At 67.9% G+C, this 15,327-nt stretch carries 12 protein-coding genes; 5 read left to right on the top strand and 7 right to left on the bottom strand.

Annotation, left to right across the window (positions count from 1 at the left end; all coding sequences use genetic code 11):
* Positions 1–8 precede the first annotated feature (8 nt).
* Positions 9–1,670, bottom strand: a complete 1,662-nt coding sequence (locus MMB92_RS24890) for an ABC transporter substrate-binding protein (protein ID WP_277563013.1) — start codon at positions 1,668–1,670, stop codon at positions 9–11.
* A 378-nt stretch (positions 1,671–2,048) separates the two neighbouring features.
* Here MMB92_RS24890 and MMB92_RS24895 point away from each other — a divergent pair, with 378 nt between their 5' ends.
* Both MMB92_RS24895 and MMB92_RS24900 read left to right on the top strand, forming a co-directional pair.
* Positions 2,049–2,456, top strand: coding sequence for a DUF427 domain-containing protein (locus tag MMB92_RS24895; RefSeq protein ID WP_006486183.1), 408 nt, complete (start codon positions 2,049–2,051; stop codon positions 2,454–2,456).
* Positions 2,457–2,669: 213 nt separating this feature from the next.
* Positions 2,670–3,662: a sulfonate ABC transporter substrate-binding protein gene (locus MMB92_RS24900; protein ID WP_006495915.1), complete on the top strand. Its 993-nt coding sequence runs from the start codon at positions 2,670–2,672 to the stop codon at positions 3,660–3,662.
* Between the two features lie 4 nt (positions 3,663–3,666).
* Here the strand turns inward: MMB92_RS24900 and MMB92_RS24905 are convergent, their stop codons facing one another.
* Complete coding sequence (locus MMB92_RS24905) at positions 3,667–4,251, bottom strand: putative glycolipid-binding domain-containing protein (protein ID WP_264835717.1); 585 nt, start codon at positions 4,249–4,251, stop codon at positions 3,667–3,669.
* A gap of 198 nt (positions 4,252–4,449) precedes the next feature.
* On the opposite strand from MMB92_RS24905, the gene MMB92_RS24910 reads away from it, so the two are divergent.
* Entirely contained in the window at positions 4,450–5,358 is a 909-nt protein-coding gene (locus MMB92_RS24910) for a LysR family transcriptional regulator (protein ID WP_058902924.1), read from the top strand.
* A gap of 19 nt (positions 5,359–5,377) precedes the next feature.
* On the opposite strand, the gene potE is transcribed toward MMB92_RS24910, so the two are convergent.
* Both potE and MMB92_RS24920 read right to left on the bottom strand, forming a co-directional pair.
* On the bottom strand, positions 5,378–6,763 hold the full coding sequence (gene potE, locus MMB92_RS24915; RefSeq protein WP_006488914.1) for a putrescine-ornithine antiporter: 1,386 nt from the start codon (positions 6,761–6,763) through the stop codon (positions 5,378–5,380).
* A gap of 61 nt (positions 6,764–6,824) precedes the next feature.
* Positions 6,825–9,125, bottom strand: coding sequence for an Orn/Lys/Arg decarboxylase N-terminal domain-containing protein (locus MMB92_RS24920; RefSeq protein ID WP_277563014.1), 2,301 nt, complete (start codon positions 9,123–9,125; stop codon positions 6,825–6,827).
* 505 nt (positions 9,126–9,630) lie between these two features.
* Here MMB92_RS24920 and MMB92_RS24925 point away from each other — a divergent pair.
* Complete coding sequence (locus MMB92_RS24925; protein WP_006488848.1) at positions 9,631–11,811, top strand: ornithine decarboxylase; 2,181 nt, start codon at positions 9,631–9,633, stop codon at positions 11,809–11,811.
* A gap of 221 nt (positions 11,812–12,032) precedes the next feature.
* Entirely contained in the window at positions 12,033–13,196 is a 1,164-nt protein-coding gene (locus tag MMB92_RS24930) for an MFS transporter (protein WP_062885437.1), read from the top strand.
* Between the two features lie 35 nt (positions 13,197–13,231).
* Here the strand turns inward: MMB92_RS24930 and MMB92_RS24935 are convergent, their stop codons facing one another.
* From MMB92_RS24935 to MMB92_RS24945, 3 genes are read right to left on the bottom strand one after another with little or no spacing between them, the layout of a single operon-like run.
* Entirely contained in the window at positions 13,232–14,389 is a 1,158-nt protein-coding gene (locus MMB92_RS24935) for an iron-containing alcohol dehydrogenase (protein ID WP_277563015.1), read from the bottom strand.
* On the bottom strand, positions 14,386–14,721 hold the full coding sequence (locus MMB92_RS24940; RefSeq protein WP_034202541.1) for a putative quinol monooxygenase: 336 nt from the start codon (positions 14,719–14,721) through the stop codon (positions 14,386–14,388). The genes MMB92_RS24935 and MMB92_RS24940 overlap by 4 nt, the downstream gene beginning before the upstream one ends.
* 28 nt (positions 14,722–14,749) lie before the next feature.
* Positions 14,750–15,325, bottom strand: coding sequence for a glycerol-3-phosphate responsive antiterminator (locus tag MMB92_RS24945; RefSeq protein ID WP_006488888.1), 576 nt, complete (start codon positions 15,323–15,325; stop codon positions 14,750–14,752).
* Positions 15,326–15,327 lie beyond the last annotated feature (2 nt).

A 15,327-nucleotide genomic window follows, 5' to 3' on the forward strand; every position in this document is an offset into this window, starting at 1 on the left:
CACTTCCGTCAATCGAGCCACACGCCGTCGAACCGGTGCCCGCCGAGCGGCGAGAACGTCAGTCCGTGTACGCGCTTGGAGATCGGCAGCGACACGATCGACGTCGCGATCGGCGTGAACGGCACCTGGTCCTTGAACACCACTTGCGCCTGCTCGTACAGCGCCGTGCGTTTCGCGACATCCGCGTTCGAACGCGCCGCCGTCACGAGCTGCTCGAAGTCCTTGTTGCACCACTTCGCGAGATTGCTGCCGTGCACCGCGTCGCAGCCGAGCAGCGTGCCGAGCCAGTTGTCGGGGTCGCCGTTGTCGCCCGACCAGCCGTACAGGATCGCGTCGTGCTGACCGTCGTGCTTCGCGCGGCGGTTGTACTCGCCCCATTCGTAGCTGACGATCTTCGCGCGCACGCCGATCTTCGCCCAGTCCTGCTGGATCAGTTGCGCCATCAGTTGCGCATTCGGGTTGTACGGGCGCTGCACGGGCATCGCCCACAGCGTCAGGTCGAAGCCGTTCGGAAAGCCGGCCTGCGCGAGCAGCGCCTTCGCGGCGGCCGGATCGCGCGGCGCATCCTTCAGGCGCGGGTTGTACGACCATTGCGCGGGTGGCATCGGGTTCGTCGCGACCGTCGCGTCGCCGTTGAACACGGTCTTGATGATCGCCGTCTTGTCGATCGCGATGTCGAGCGCGCGCCGCACGTCGACGCGATCGAGCGGCGGATGCTGCGTGTTGTACGCGACGAACCCGACGTTGAAGCCCGTCCCCGAAAACAGCGTCAGCCTCGGGTCGCGCCGCACCGTCTCGAGATCGGCCGGCCGCGGAAACACCGACACCTGGCATTCGCCGGCCACGAGCTTCTGCAAGCGCGCGGCCGGATCGGGCGTGATCGCGAACACGAGGCGCGCGAGCTTCACGTCGTCTGGTTTCCAGTAGTCGGGATTCGCGTCGTAGCGGATCAGCGCATCCTTCTGGTACGTGCGCAGCAGGAACGGCCCCGTGCCGACCGGGAACTGGTTGATGTCGGACTCGCGATGGCGCGCGGCGAGCTGCCCCGCATATTCGGCCGACAGCACCGACGCGAACGCCATCGCGAGATTGCGCACGAACACGACGTCGGGCGACTTCAGCACGAAGCGCACCGTATAGTCGTCGACCTTCTCGATGCGCTCGATGTTGCGGTCGAAGCCGAGATCGCTGAAATACGGGAAGCTGACCGGATAGGCCTTGCGGAACGGATCGTCCGGGTCGAGCATCCGGCGGAACGTGAACACGACGTCGTCGGCCTGGAACGGTCGCGTCGGCGTGAACCACGCGGTGGTCTGGAACTTCACGCCGCGCCGCAGATGAAACGTGATCGTGCGCTGGTCGGGCGACACGTCCCAGCTCGTCGCCAGCGACGGCACGAGATCGAGCGTGCCGCGCTTGAACTGCACGAGCCCGTTGTAGATCGTGTACGTGCTCGCATCGAAATCGGTGCTCGTCGTGTGCTGGCCGGGATCGAAGCCGGCCGGGCTGCCTTCGGAGCAGTACACGAGCGTCTTGCCGGCGGGTGCGGCGAGCGCCTGCGTCGCGGCGCCGGCCAGCAGCAACGACGCGGCGACGCCGCGAAGCACGGCGCCGGCATGCGGTACGCCGCGCGTACGGCGCGCGGCTGACGAAACGAAAGGATTCTTCATGATGGCGGTTGGAAGCAAGGGCTGTCATGCGAATGACGACCGCCGATCTTCGCGCGCCTCCCGCCGATCGCTTACCAATTAATTCCGCGTTGCTTATCGTCGCCGATGCATCCCGCTGCCGCTGCATCGAAAAGTCCATGCGAGCGGCGCATCCATGCCGAACACGGCCGCGGGCCGCCCGGGCACGCGCATCGAAACCGTCGAAACCGTCGCGACCATTCGCGCGCCACCGCATGGCCTTCCGGCCCCCTGCAGGTTCTCCGGAATGGGTGCATCGTATCGGTTGGCCGACGCCGACACCCGCGCGCGGGAATCCGCCCCGCGCGCACGTGCCGGCACGGCGCGTCCGTGCGCGCCGCCCTTTCTGGAGGAACCACGATGCCGCTCAGCCCCGATACGCCCTCTCGTCCGGTGAAATCGCCGGGCCCCGATCATCCGATCCTGATCGAACCGCACTCGTCCCGCGTGATCGTGAAGGTGGCCGACAAGGTCGTCGCCGATACGCGCCACGCGCTGGTGCTGCGCGAGGCCAGCTATCCGGCGGTGCTGTACATTCCGCGCGAGGATGCCGACATGTCGCTGCTGCAACGTACCGACCACGCGACGTACTGCCCGTACAAGGGCGATTGCGCGTACTACTCGATCCCCGCCGGCGGCGAACGCTCGATCAATGCCGTGTGGACGTACGAGCATCCGAATCCGGCCGTCGAATCGATTCGCGGGCACCTCGCGTTCTACCCGGATCGCGTCGATTCGATCGAGGAACGTCTGCTCGTCAGCGAGTGAAAACGGTCGCGCCCGGCTCCACCGCGGGCCGGTATCGTGCGCCCGCTGATTTGCATATCAGCATTCGTTGGTTGGCCGCGGGCCCGCGCGGCCGTATCGTCCTGAATCCGGCGCGGGCCGGCCCGTTGCGTGCGTCGCCCGCATCCGGCCCGGTCCTGCGCCGGCCGCGCCGCCCCCGCGCGCGGTCCGTGAACCCGCACGCAGGACATTCCGATGAACGACACCCCGCACGCAGACCTTGAAACGAACCCGGCGAACCCGCGCCGCCGCCAGTGGCTGCACGGCGCGGCCGCCGGGCTGGCCGGGCTCGCGCTCGGCCCGCTCGCGGCCGTGCCCGCGCGGGCCGAGGCCAACGGCACGCGGCTGCGCATCGGCTTCCAGAAATACGGCAACTTCGTCGTGCTCAAGGCACGCGGCACGCTCGAGAAGCGTCTCGCGAACCAGGGCGTCACCGTGCAATGGCTCGAATTCCCGGCCGGCCCGCAACTGCTCGAAGGGCTGAACGCCGGCGCGATCGACGTCGGCACGGTCGGCGAAACCCCGCCGATCTTCGCGCAGGCCGCCGGCGTCGATTTCGTCTACATCGGCAACGAGCCGCCCGCGCCGCAGGGCGAGGCGATCGTCGTGCTGCCCGATTCGCCGATCCGCACCGTCGCGCAACTGCGCGGCAAGAAGGTCGCGTTCAACAAGGGCTCGAACGTCCACTACCTGCTGGTGAAGGCGCTCGAGCATGCGGGCCTCGCGTACGCCGACATCCAGCCGATCTACCTGACGCCGGCCGACGCGCGCGCCGCGTTCGTGCAGCGCAGCGTCGATGCGTGGGTGATCTGGGATCCGTATCTGGCCGCCGCCGAACGGCAGCTCGGCGCGCGCGTGGTCGCGAACGGCGACGCTCTCGTGCGCAACACGCAGTACTACCTCGCGGCGCGCAAGTACGCGGCCGCGCATCCGCAGGTGCTGCGCGCGCTGCTAGACGAAGTCGACGCGGTCGATCGCTGGGCGCGCGATCACGTGCCCGAGGTGGCCGCGCAACTGTCGCCGCTCGTCGGCCTCGACGCACCGACGCTCGAAGTCGCGCTCAAGCGCGCCGGCTACGGCGTGCAGCCGATCACGGACGCGACGGTCGCGTACCAGCAGAACATCGCCGACGCGTTCAGCACGCTGAAGCTGATCCCGGGCAAGCTATCGGTGGCAAGCGCACGCTGACGCGTCACGATGCAGGCGTCGCGCCGATGCGCCGCCATTCGTCGTAGTCGGTGACGAGGCCCGCGTCGTCGGTTCCGATATCGGCCGCATACGTGCCGCTCTCGTAGCGATACACGTGCGGCGCCGTGCGCGCATAGCGCTGCTCGCCGCGTACGATGTCGAAACCGGGGAAACGCAGCCACGCGGTGCGAATCTCGGCCGACTCGCCGACGGCGAGCGCCAGCCGCCGGATCGGCAGCGTATTGGTCGACGGACTGAAGCCGAGATCGATGTCGGTTGCGCCCGCAAGCATCGGCGCCTCGACGCCGTCGATCGTCCACTGCCCGGCATCGCAAGCGATGTCCCATTGCCGTGGCGGCGCCGTGCCGGTCCACCGCGTCACGCGCGCCGAACGGGTGAGCCAGTCGGCGCCGCATGTGATCGCGTAGTCGATCCGGAACGGCGTGCCGTCGAGCGCGCCCGTCACCGCCCCCGACAGCGCGATGCCCGTTTGCGACTCGTCGAGCCGGCACCATTCGGCCGCCTGCCACGTCTGCACGATCTGCCATGCGACGCAGTGCGTGCGTCGGGCGTCATTCCGTTGCGTCATGTCGGGCCTCCTGTCGTGTCGCGCGGAAGAAGGCCGATTTTCGCTCACCGTGCGAATGAACGCACGCGGCTTCGGCGGTGCCACGGGCGCACCGGCCGATAGTCAGTATCGGCCCGACACACTCCGTCGCCCCTTCGCCGCTTTGGTACCATCCGTCGATCGGTAAAAATCGAACCGGAAGACACGAGGCGCGACTTCATGGATTTGTTGGCGACGATGCGCATCTACGTGAGGGTCGTGGAGCGCGGCACGATGTCCGGCGCGGCGCGGGATCTCGACATGGGCCAACCGGCCGTCAGCGAGCGCATCGAGAAGCTCGAAAAGCACCTCGGCACGCGACTGCTGATGCGCAGTGCCCGCACCCTCGCGTGCACGGAGGAAGGCCGAATTTTCTACGAACGCAGCAAGGCGCTGCTCGAAGCGGCCGAACTGGCCGTTGCGTCGGTATCGAAGACGGAGCATGCGCTCGACGGCACGATCCGGCTCGCGGCGCCGCAATGTTTCGGCGAGGTCGTGCTGCCGGGCGTGCTGATGCAGATCCGCACCGCGTACCCGAAGCTGCACATCGACCTCGTGCTGAACGACGATATCGTCGATCCGGTCACCGAGGGCGTCGACATTTCGATCCGGGTCGGCCAGCTCGGCGACGGCGGGTTCGTCGCGTACGCGCTCGGCGCGGTGGGCCGCGTGCTCGTCGCCGCGCCGTCGTATCTCCGCCAGCACGGCCCGATCGACACGAAGGCCGATCTCGCGAACCATCCGTTCATCCGCGTGAAAGGCGTGTTCGCGAACGAACAGGTACCGCTGCAGCGCGACGGCGGCGCAGTCGAATACGCGCGCATCCGCACCGTCATGACCGCCAGCCACTGGCGTCCGATGTTCGATACGATCACGGCGGGCGGCGGCATCGGCGTGGTCCAGCACCCGGCTTGCACCGATGCGCTCGAGCATGGCCGGCTCGTCCGCCTCCTGCCGTATTACGACGTTCCCGACTTCGCGCTCAATGTGCTGGTGCACGCGCAGCGCCCGCTGCCGCCACGCGTGCGCGCCGTCGTCGACCTGCTGAAGAAGGAAGTTCCGCTGCTGCTGACGAAGCATCGCCGGTAGTCGCCGCCCTGCGCCGCCATCACGCCTGCAGCGACTTCCCCGGCTCCTTCACGTGCGCATCGACTTCCATCTGGTAGAAACGCGCGCTGACGAAGCCGAACAGCGTCCAGCCGAGGAACACGCACAGGCCGCCGAGCATCAGCGCCTGCTCGCCCGAGCTGAACAGCGCATAGAAGCTGTACGCGGTCGCGACCATCGCGACCACGTTCGTCACGAGCGCCTTGCCCGGCGGTACCTTCGCGACCTTCTGGATCGTGATCAACGCGGCCATCGACATCACGTAAGGCACGAGGTTCGTGACGACCGCGAGATCGACGATCTTCTGGAACTGGCTGCTCAGCTCCGGGCTGATCGTCATCAGCGCGAGCGCGACCTGTGCGACCAGCAGGATCACCATGCCCACGATCGGCGTGCCCGTGCGCGTGGCACGTGCGAACACCGGCAGGAAGTAGCCGACGTCCGCCGAGCTCTTGAACACCTGCGCGACCGTAAACTGCCAGCCGAGCAGCGAGCCGATGCACGCGATCACCATCAGCGCGGTGACGATCGTGCCGACGGTCGGCGTGAACATCGTCGCGAATGCGATGCCGAACGGCGCGTTCGACTTCGCGAGGATCGCGTTGGGCACGATCCCCGCGATCACGTTGGTCGACACGATGTAGAAGATCGCCGACGCGATCGTGCCGCCGAGCACGGCGATCGGCACGTTGCGCTCCGGATTCTCCACGGCGTCCGAGTTCGCGCACGCCGATTCGAGCCCGAGGAACGCCCACAGCGTCACCGCGATCGAGCTGCCGACGGCCGCCCCGAACGGCATGTCGTGCGGATTCCACGCGGCGCCCCAGGTCGCGCCGCTGAACCAGAACCAACCGATCAGCGACACGACGACCACCGGAATGATCACGCCCCACACCGTCACCGCGCCGATCCGGCCGGTGATGCGCGAGCCGCCGAAATTCGCGACCGTCGTCAGCACGAGCAGGAAGATCGTCCACAGGCCCGTCTGCAGCGGCGACAGCGTCGCGTCGAACAGCACGGTGCCGTAGCCGACCGCCGTGACGCCGATCGCGACGTTGGCGATCACGAGCGACAGCCCGTACGTATAGTTCGCCATGTAGTTGCCGGCCTTGCCGAACGCGTACTCCGCGTAGCCGCCCATCCCGCCCGGCTTGCGGCTCAGCATCCCGCAGCGCGCGAACGCATAGGCCAGCGCGAGCGAGCCGCCGGCCGTGACGATCCACGACAGCAGCGAGATCGTGCCGACCTGCGCGAGCTTCGACGGCAGCAGGATGATGCCGGAGCCCATCATGTTGACCGCCGTGAGAATGGTGAGCTGCCAGACGTTCATCCGGTGTTTTTGCGCGGCCGCCGGGGCCGCGCCGGACACGCGTGCTGCATTTTCCATGGTGTCGATCCTTCGATGTGAGGCCGCCGCGCGGCCGGTCGCTCGTTCGCCCGGTCGGGCGTCAGGCCGTCAGGCAGTACACGCGGTACGTACCGTCCTCGACCTCCACGCCATGCGTGTCGTGCGCGAACCCCGGGAACCGCCGGTCGTACGCTTCGAGCGCCTTCAGGTAGCCGAGCACCGGACCGCCAGCCGGCCCCGCGTTCTCGCCCGGCATCAGGAGCGGAATGCCCGGCGGATACGGCACGACGCCGGTGGCCACGGTACGCCCGGCCAGCTCGTCGAGCGTCACCTGCTCGATGCGACCCTGCACGAGATGCTCGTACGCGCGCACCGGGCTCATCTCCGGCTTCGGCAGGATCGAGAACGCCTCCGACATCAGCCGCGTCGTGCCGAGCTGCTCCATCGCCGCGAACATCGTGTCGGCCAGGTCCTTCAGCCCCATGCCCGCATAGCGCGAGCCATGCTCCTTCGCGAGCGACGGAATCGCCAGGTCGAGCGGCAGGTTCGCGTCGTAGTCGCGCTTGAAATCGCACAGCGCGCTGACGAGCGAACCCCACTTGCCCTTCGTGATGCCGATCGAGAACAGGAACAGGATCGTGAAATCGGTCGTCTTCTCGACCACGATGCCGCGCGCATCGAGATACGCGGTGACGACGCTCGCCGGGATGCCGACCGGCATCAGGCCGCCGGCCGGCGCGACGCCCGGCGTGACGATCGACACCTTGATCGGGTCGAGCATGCAATAGCCGTCCTCGATGTTGCCGAAGCCATGCCATTGCGCGCCCGGGCGCAGCACCCAGCACGCCGGATCGCTCGCGAGCAGTTCGGGCGGCGCATCGTGGAACGGCAGCGTGCGGCCCGTGCGCGCCTCGAGCACGGTGTCGGGCTGCCAGCATTCGAAGAACCAGTCGCCCTTCGCGCCGAATTCGCCGTTCATCCGCGCGATCATCTGCCGGAACGCGACGGCCTCTTCGATCGACTCGCGCGTCAGTGCGGCGCCGCCGGGGCCGTCCATCATCGCGGCCGCGACGTCGTTCGACGCGATGATCGCGTAGTTCGGCGACGTCGACGCATGCATCATGAACGTTTCGTTGAACTGGCCATGCGGAATCGGGCTGCGGCCGTCGCGCACGTGGATGTAGGACGCCTGCGACAGCGCGGTCAGCAGCTTGTGCGTCGACTGCGTCGCGAACACCGTGGGCCGGTCCGCATGATGGTCGCGCGGGTCGCCGTGCATCGCATGGCGGTCGCGATAGATCGGATTGAAACGCGCGTAGCCGTACCACGCCTCGTCGAAGTGCAGCCGGTCGACGCTCGCGCCGAGCAGCTCCTCGACGCGCGTCACGTTGTAGCAGAGGCCGTCGTACGTCGAGTTCGTGACGATCGCGTGCTTCGGCTGGCGATCGGCCAGCCCGGCCGCGAGCGGGTTCGATGCGATCGCCTCGCGGATCGCCGTCTGCGTGAGGCGCTCCGAAGCGATCGGTCCGATGATCCCGTAGCGGTTGCGCGTCGGCACGAGGTACGTCGGGATCGCGCCCGACATCGTCATCGCGTGTTCGGCCGACTTGTGGCAATTGCGGTCGCACAGCGCGATCTGGTCGCGGCTCACGCTCGCCATCAGGATGATGCGGTTCGACGTCGACGAGCCGTTCGTCACGTGATACGTGCGATGCGCGCCGAATACGCGCGCCGCGTAGCGTTCGCTTTCGCCGATCGGGCCAGAGTGGTCGAGCAGCGAGCCGAGCTCGCCCACCGAGATCGACAGGTCCGAGCGGAACAGCGATTCGCCGAAATATTCGAAGAACGCGCGGCCGACCGGCGATTTCAGGAAGCCGGTGCCGCCCGTGTGGCCGGGCGTATGCCACGAGTATTCGTAGACGCGCGAGAACTTCGCGAGCGCGCCGAACATCGGCGGCAGGACGGTCGAGCGATAGCGTTCGATCGCAGCGTGAATGCGCCCGCCGATGAAGTCGGCCGTATCCTCGAGCAGCCACACGAAATCGTCGACCTTGCCCATCACCGCGGCCGGTACCGACGACGCGACGCTGCGGTCGGCCAGCAGGAAGATCGGCACGCTGCCGTTGCGATGCCGGATCGCGTCGACCACGGCCTCGGACGGCCCGGGGCCGTCCACGCCGAGATCCCAGTCGAGCAGCACGCACTGGATCGACGGATCGGAGCGGAGCAGCACGATGGCATCGTCGGCGGACGTCGCCGTCAGCACGTCGATACCGCGTTGCGCGAGCTCCGCGCTCAGCGTGCGGACCGCACGCCCGGTCGCGGTTTCCTGCGCGATCTCGTCGTCGACCAGTAGCGCACGCATGCCGAGACGGCGGATGCCGCCGACAGAAGTATTCATGATGTTGCCCTCGCTGTTGCGTTGCTTCGATTGGTATTGTTCGTCTCACGAGCACGCGGACAGCAGGCCACGGGCAGCGGCATGAGACGCTCGCCATTCCGGCTTGATTCGCCGTCCAATTCGGAGCCGACTATGCCATGGATGCCTTTCGATGAAAAGCTGACGATTCGGTGAAGCCATCGACGCGTTTCAAATCGGATTTCATCATTGGATCATTTTTATGTGCGCCGCAGCACGCCAATTTCCGATTATTTGATCATGCTCATGCCGCAATGGCATTTCGAGCCGGTCCGATTGAGTTCGTATGTTTTTGTTGCTACGATCGGCTGCGCCGGGCACGGCCCGATCGCGGCTGTGCCGCGCCGCACAAGGGCCCTGATGCAGTGCGCAATCGGCATTCGGCATTCGCGGGACCGTTTTCAATCGGCTGTAGCGCGTATCGGTTCGCGATTGCGTCCTGGCGCGAATACGGCTCCCGTTTCAGGTCATTTACCGGAGAGTTCGCGTGAGCCTGTTGAAAATCGCAGTCGAGCCGGCGCTGATCGGCGCCTTCCTCACCACGCACGAACAGGTCGACGTATTCCAGACCGATTTCACGAATATCGCGGCAATCGTCGTCGGAATCGATTCCGCGGAAAAGGTACTGAAAACCGTCGAAAGAACCGGTTTCGCGATTCCGTTCTTCGTCGCGGTCGAGCCCGACCAGGAAGTGCCGCCGTCGGTCCTGCCGAGCGCGAGCGGCGTGATCCAGCTTCGGCACGGCGGCCGCCATTACTACGGCCGGCAGATTTCCGCCGCCGCCGACATCTACAGCGAGAACCTGCTGCCGCCGTTCTTCAAGGTCATGCGCGAATACGTGCAGCGCGGCTACGTCGAATTCGACTGCCCGGGCCACCAGGGCGGCCAGTTCTTCTCGAATCATCCGCTCGGCCGGATGTTCTTCGATTTCTTCGGCGAAACGCTGTTTCGCGCGGACCTCTGCAACGCGGACGTGCGGCTCGGCGACCTGCTGATCCACGAAGGGCCCGCGCTGGAAGCGCAGCGCAACGCCGCGCGCATCTACAACGCGGACAAGACATACTTCGTGCTGAACGGCACGTCGACGTCGAACAAGGTCGTCACGAGCGCGCTGCTCGCGCCCGACGATCTCGTGCTGTTCGATCGCAACAACCACAAGTCGGTGCACCTCGGCGCGCTCGTGCTGTCCGGCGCGCGGCCGGTCTACCTCGAGACCGCGCGCAACGCGTGGGGCCTCATCGGCGGCGTCGACAGCGCGGCGCTCGGCGAGGCGCGCATTCGCGACGCGATCCGCGACGTCGCGCCCGAGCGCGCCGACCTGCCGCGCCCGTTCCGGCTCGCGGTGATCCAGCTCGGCACCTACGACGGCACGATCTACAACGCGCGCGAAATCGTCGATCGGATCGGCCATCTGTGCGACTACATCCTGTTCGATTCGGCGTGGGTCGGCTACGAACAGTTCATCCCGATGATGCAGGACTGCTCGCCGCTGATGCTGACGCTCGGCCCCGACGATCCCGGCATCTTCGTCACGCAATCGGTGCACAAGCAGCAGGCCGGCTTCTCGCAGACGTCGCAGATCCACAAGAAGGACAGCCACATCGAGGGCCAGAAGCGCTTCTGCGATCACCGGCGCTTCAACAACGCGTACATGATCCACGCGTCGACGAGCCCGTTCTACCCGATGTTCGCGGCGCTCGACGTCAACGCGCAGATGCACGCGGGCCCGGCCGGCAAGCGCCTGTGGCGCGACTGCGTCGCGCACGGCGTCGACGCGCGCAAGCTGCTGCTGAAAACCTGCCGCCAGATCCGCCCGTTCGTTCCGCAGCAGGTCGACGGCCGCCCGTGGGCCGACCATCCGACCGAGCAGATCGTCGACGACCTGCGCTTCTTCCGCTTCCATCCGGCCGACACGTGGCACGGCTTCGATGGCTATGCGGACGACCAGTATTTCGTCGATCCGTGCAAGCTGCTGCTGACGACGCCCGGCATCGATCGCGACACGCACGAATACGCGGCGTTCGGCGCGCCGGCGCCGATTCTCGCGCGCTATCTGCGCGAGCACGGCGTCGTGCCCGAGAAGGCCGACCTGTACACCATCCTGTTCCTGCTCACGCCATCGGAGAGTTTCGGCAAGCTGCAGCATCTGGTCGCGCACCTCGCGCAGTTCGAGCGCCATCTCGACCAGGACACGCCGCTGCGCGAAGCGATTCCGTCGCTGTGCGAAGCGTATCCGGAGCTGTACGGCACGATGCGCCTGCGGCAGCTGTGCCAGCGCATGCACGACTTCTACCGCAGCCACGACATGAAGCATCTGCAGAAACAGATGTTCCGGCGCGCGCAGTTCCCGAAGCAGGCGATGCTGCCGCAGGCCGCGAATGCCGAGTTGATCCGCAACAACGTCGAACTCGTGACGCTCGACCGCATCGAAGGCCGGATCGCGACCGAAGGCGCGCTGCCCTACCCGCCGGGCATCTTCTGCGTGGTGCCGGGCGAAGTGTGGGGCGGCCCGGCGCTCGACTACTTCCGCGCGCTCGAAGCCGGGATCAACGCACTGCCGGGCTTCGAGCCGGAAATCCAGGGCGTGTACCTGCAGACGAAGCCGGACGGCACCAAGCAGGCATCGGCGTACGTGGTCGCGGCCGGCGCGGACGCGTCGCGCATGTAGGTCCGGCGGGCGGCTGCACGCCGCCCGCCGTCTGTTCCGGAGACGACCGCCCGGCGCCGCGACGGCCGCGCACCGGCACTTGCGCATGGTCCGACCGTGCGGTACCGTCCTCCTTTCCGGGATAACCGAAGCCTCGCCTCGAAACCCATCCGTCGATTCGATCCGATGCGGCCCCGCCCCTGCCCGGCGCCGTCGCATCGCGCGTACAGGAGGGGTTTGCGTTGGACGTTCGCGTGTATCTGCTGGCCGCCGCCGTGTTCCTGGCCGGCGTTGCCGAAAACATCTGCGTCGGCATCCTGCCGGCGATCTCCGCCGGCCTTCACGTGTCGATCGCCGCTGCCGGACAGCTCACCACGATATTCTCCGCCGTGTTCGCGCTCGCCGCGCTCGTGGCCGCGTCGTTCGTCGCACGGGTCGAACGGCGCACCGCGCTGCTCGCGGCGCTCGGCGCGTTCGCGGCCGCGAACCTGGGCGCCGCCGCGAGCCCCGGCTATGCGAGCCTGTTTGCCGCGCGCGTGCTGATGGCCGCGAGCTGCGCGACGCTGATCCTCGTCGCGACGCGCTTCGCGGCCGAACTCGCGCCGGCGTCGCAACGCGGCCGCGCGATCGGCATCGTGTTCATGGGGATCAGCGCGTCGCTCGTGCTCGGCGTGCCGATCGGGATGCGCATCACCGAATGGGCCGGCTGGCGCGCGGTGTTCGTGTCGATCGCGATGCCGGCGCTGCCGCTCGGAATCTGGCTCGCCCGCCGGCTGCCGCGCATGGCGCCTGCCGCGGCCCGCGCCTCCGGCGTGCCGTCGTATCGCGCCGTGCTGGCGCGGCCGCGGCTGCTCGCCGCGCAATGCGTATCGATCGCGATGATCGGCGGGCATTTCACGCTGTTCGCGTATCTCACGCCATATCTGCAGGCCGTGCTGTCGCCCGGCGCGGCCGCGCTCGAAGGGCTGTACGTCGCGTTCGGGATGGCCGGCGTGACCGGCGCGTGGCTCGGCGGGCTCTTCTCGGATCGGCTCGGCGCTTCGCGCGCGCTGTGCGCATGTCCGGCCGTGTTTCTCGTCGCGATGGCCGTGCTGCCGGCGGCCGGTGCGTCGCCGCTCGCATTCGTGCCGGCAATGATGCTGTGGGGCGGCATCAGCTGGTCGATCTCGCCGATCGTGCAGAACTATCTGATCCACACCGCGCCGTCGCTGGCCGACGCGAGCGTCGGCATCAACGTGTCGGCGATGCATGCGGGCGTCGCGCTCGGGTCGGCGTTCGGCGGCGTACTGGTCGGGCGCAATGCACTGCTCGTTACACCGTGGGCCGGCTGCGTGCTGGTGGCCGTCGCGCTGGCATGCGCGTGGGTCGCGGCACGGCCCGCGCGGCAGGTCGTGCGCGCGTCGTGAATCGTGCCGGGCGATGTGCTGCACCGCCCGCCGTCTCACCACGCCTGCCGGTAAATCTCCAGCGCGTCTGCCTCGGCCACCTCGCGAGGATTGTTCACGAGCAGGCGCGTCTGCAGCATCGCGTCCGACGCCATCCTCGGCAGATCGGCCTCGCCGATGCCGACTTCGCGCAGCGTGCGCGGAATGCCCGTCGCGACGATCAGCCGGTCGATCTCGGCGATCAGCGCATGCGTTTTCGCCTCGTCGCTGCCGGTGGCCGACGGCGCGACGATGGCTGCCAGTTCCGCATACAGCGGCGCGGCGGCCGGCGCATTGAAGCGCAGCACGTGCGGCAGCACCAGCGCGTTCGACAGCCCGTGCGGCACGTGGAAGATCCCGCCGACCGGATAGGCCAGCGCGTGCACGGCCGCGACCGGCGCATTCGCGAACGCCTGCCCCGCGAACATCGCGCCGACCAGCATCGCTTCGCGCGCGTGCCGGTTCCGGCCGTCGTCGCACGCGGCAAGCAGGTTGCGCGACAGCAGCGTCAGCGCGTGCGTGGCCAGCATGTCGGAGACCGGATTCTTCAGCCGTGCGGACGTATACGCCTCGATCGCATGCACCATCGCGTCGATGCCGGTGGCGGCCGTCGCCGCGCGCGGCAGGCCGAGCGTGAGTTCCGCGTCGAGGATCGCGACGTCCGCGAACAGATGCGGCGACACGACGCCCATCTTGCGCGCCTCGCCGACCGTGACGATCGACACCGCCGTGACCTCGGAGCCGGTGCCGGCCGTGGTCGGCATCTGCACGAGCGGCAGCCGCGCGCTCGCGACCTTGTCGACGCCGTACATGTCGGTCAGTGCCTGCTGCCCCGGCGCGAGCACCGCGATCAGCTTCGCGACGTCCATCGACGAGCCGCCGCCCAGGCCGAGCACGATCTCGGCATCGGCCGCGACGGCCCGCTCGGTCGCGTCCAGCACCACGTGCTCGGGCGGATCGGCGATCACGTCGTCGATCACGGTGACCTGCCAGCCGTGCGCGGCGAGGCTCTCCAGCGCGGACGCGAGCACGCCGCTGCGATGCAGGAACGCATCGGTGACGACGCACAGCCGCGCGAGCGCCGGAAAGCGTTCGCGCAACAGCGCGCCGAGCCGGCGCGCGGCGCCGAATTCGACGATCTGCGTCGGCACGGTACGGAATTGAAACGGATTCATCGGGTGCCTCCCGGTGGCGTCGCCGTGCCGGTGTCCGGCTGCACCATGTAGCGCGACACGTCGCGGCGATCGAGCAACGGCATGATCGCCCCGATTCCGATCCGCTGAAAATGCGGCGTTTCCCGATGCGCGTCGAGGCCGTCCGCATCGCGGTAGCGCTCGAGGATCACGATGTGGTCGGGATGCTCCGGCGACCGGAAATACGCGTAGTCGAGGTTCTTGGGCTCGGCGCGCGTGGCCGGCGCGAGTTCCGCGAGCAGTTCGACCACGCGGTCGCCGTTGCCGGGTTTTGCGAAGTAATGCGCGATCACCTGCAGATACGGTTCGTTCATGCTGGGCTCCAGGTTCGACACAAGCCCGTCACGCCGACGGGTCGAAATTCCACCACGCGCTGTCGCTCGTCGATACCGCGACCGCGCCGTGCCGCCGCGCGCTGCGCACGTCGTCCGCGTTGCCGACGAAACCGGACGCGACGATCGGCGGCAGCGCCTGCCGGTCGGCTTCGCTCAGGTGCGCGAGCATCGGCGCCGGCATCAGCTGCACCAGGTTCGGATCGCTCTGCTCGATCGCCTTCACGCTGCGCGGCCACGTCGAACGGTCGGTCACGAACACCTTCTGCATCGTGATCAGCCCCGCGCGGTTCGCGCGCTGGATCGTCGCGACGCGCGTCGACACGACGCTCGCGACACCGATATCGGCCAGATACTCGACGCCGCCCTTGTCCTGGGACAGCCCGTCGCAACTGTCGATGTTGACGATCACGAACTTGCCGGCCCGGGCGAGCGCCGCGACCACCGCCTGCAAGCGCCGCAGGTCGACGTTCGCGACGATGCCGACCTCGGCCGCGCTGTCGACGAAGCTGTCGGCCTGCTCGACGCCGTACAGCGTGGCGATGACGGGATGACGGGCGAGACGCGCGCCCAGCGACTTGTCCATGA

The organism is Burkholderia sp. IO2 (genome assembly GCF_029522185.1).
Lineage (GTDB): Bacteria > Pseudomonadota > Gammaproteobacteria > Burkholderiales > Burkholderiaceae > Burkholderia > Burkholderia cenocepacia.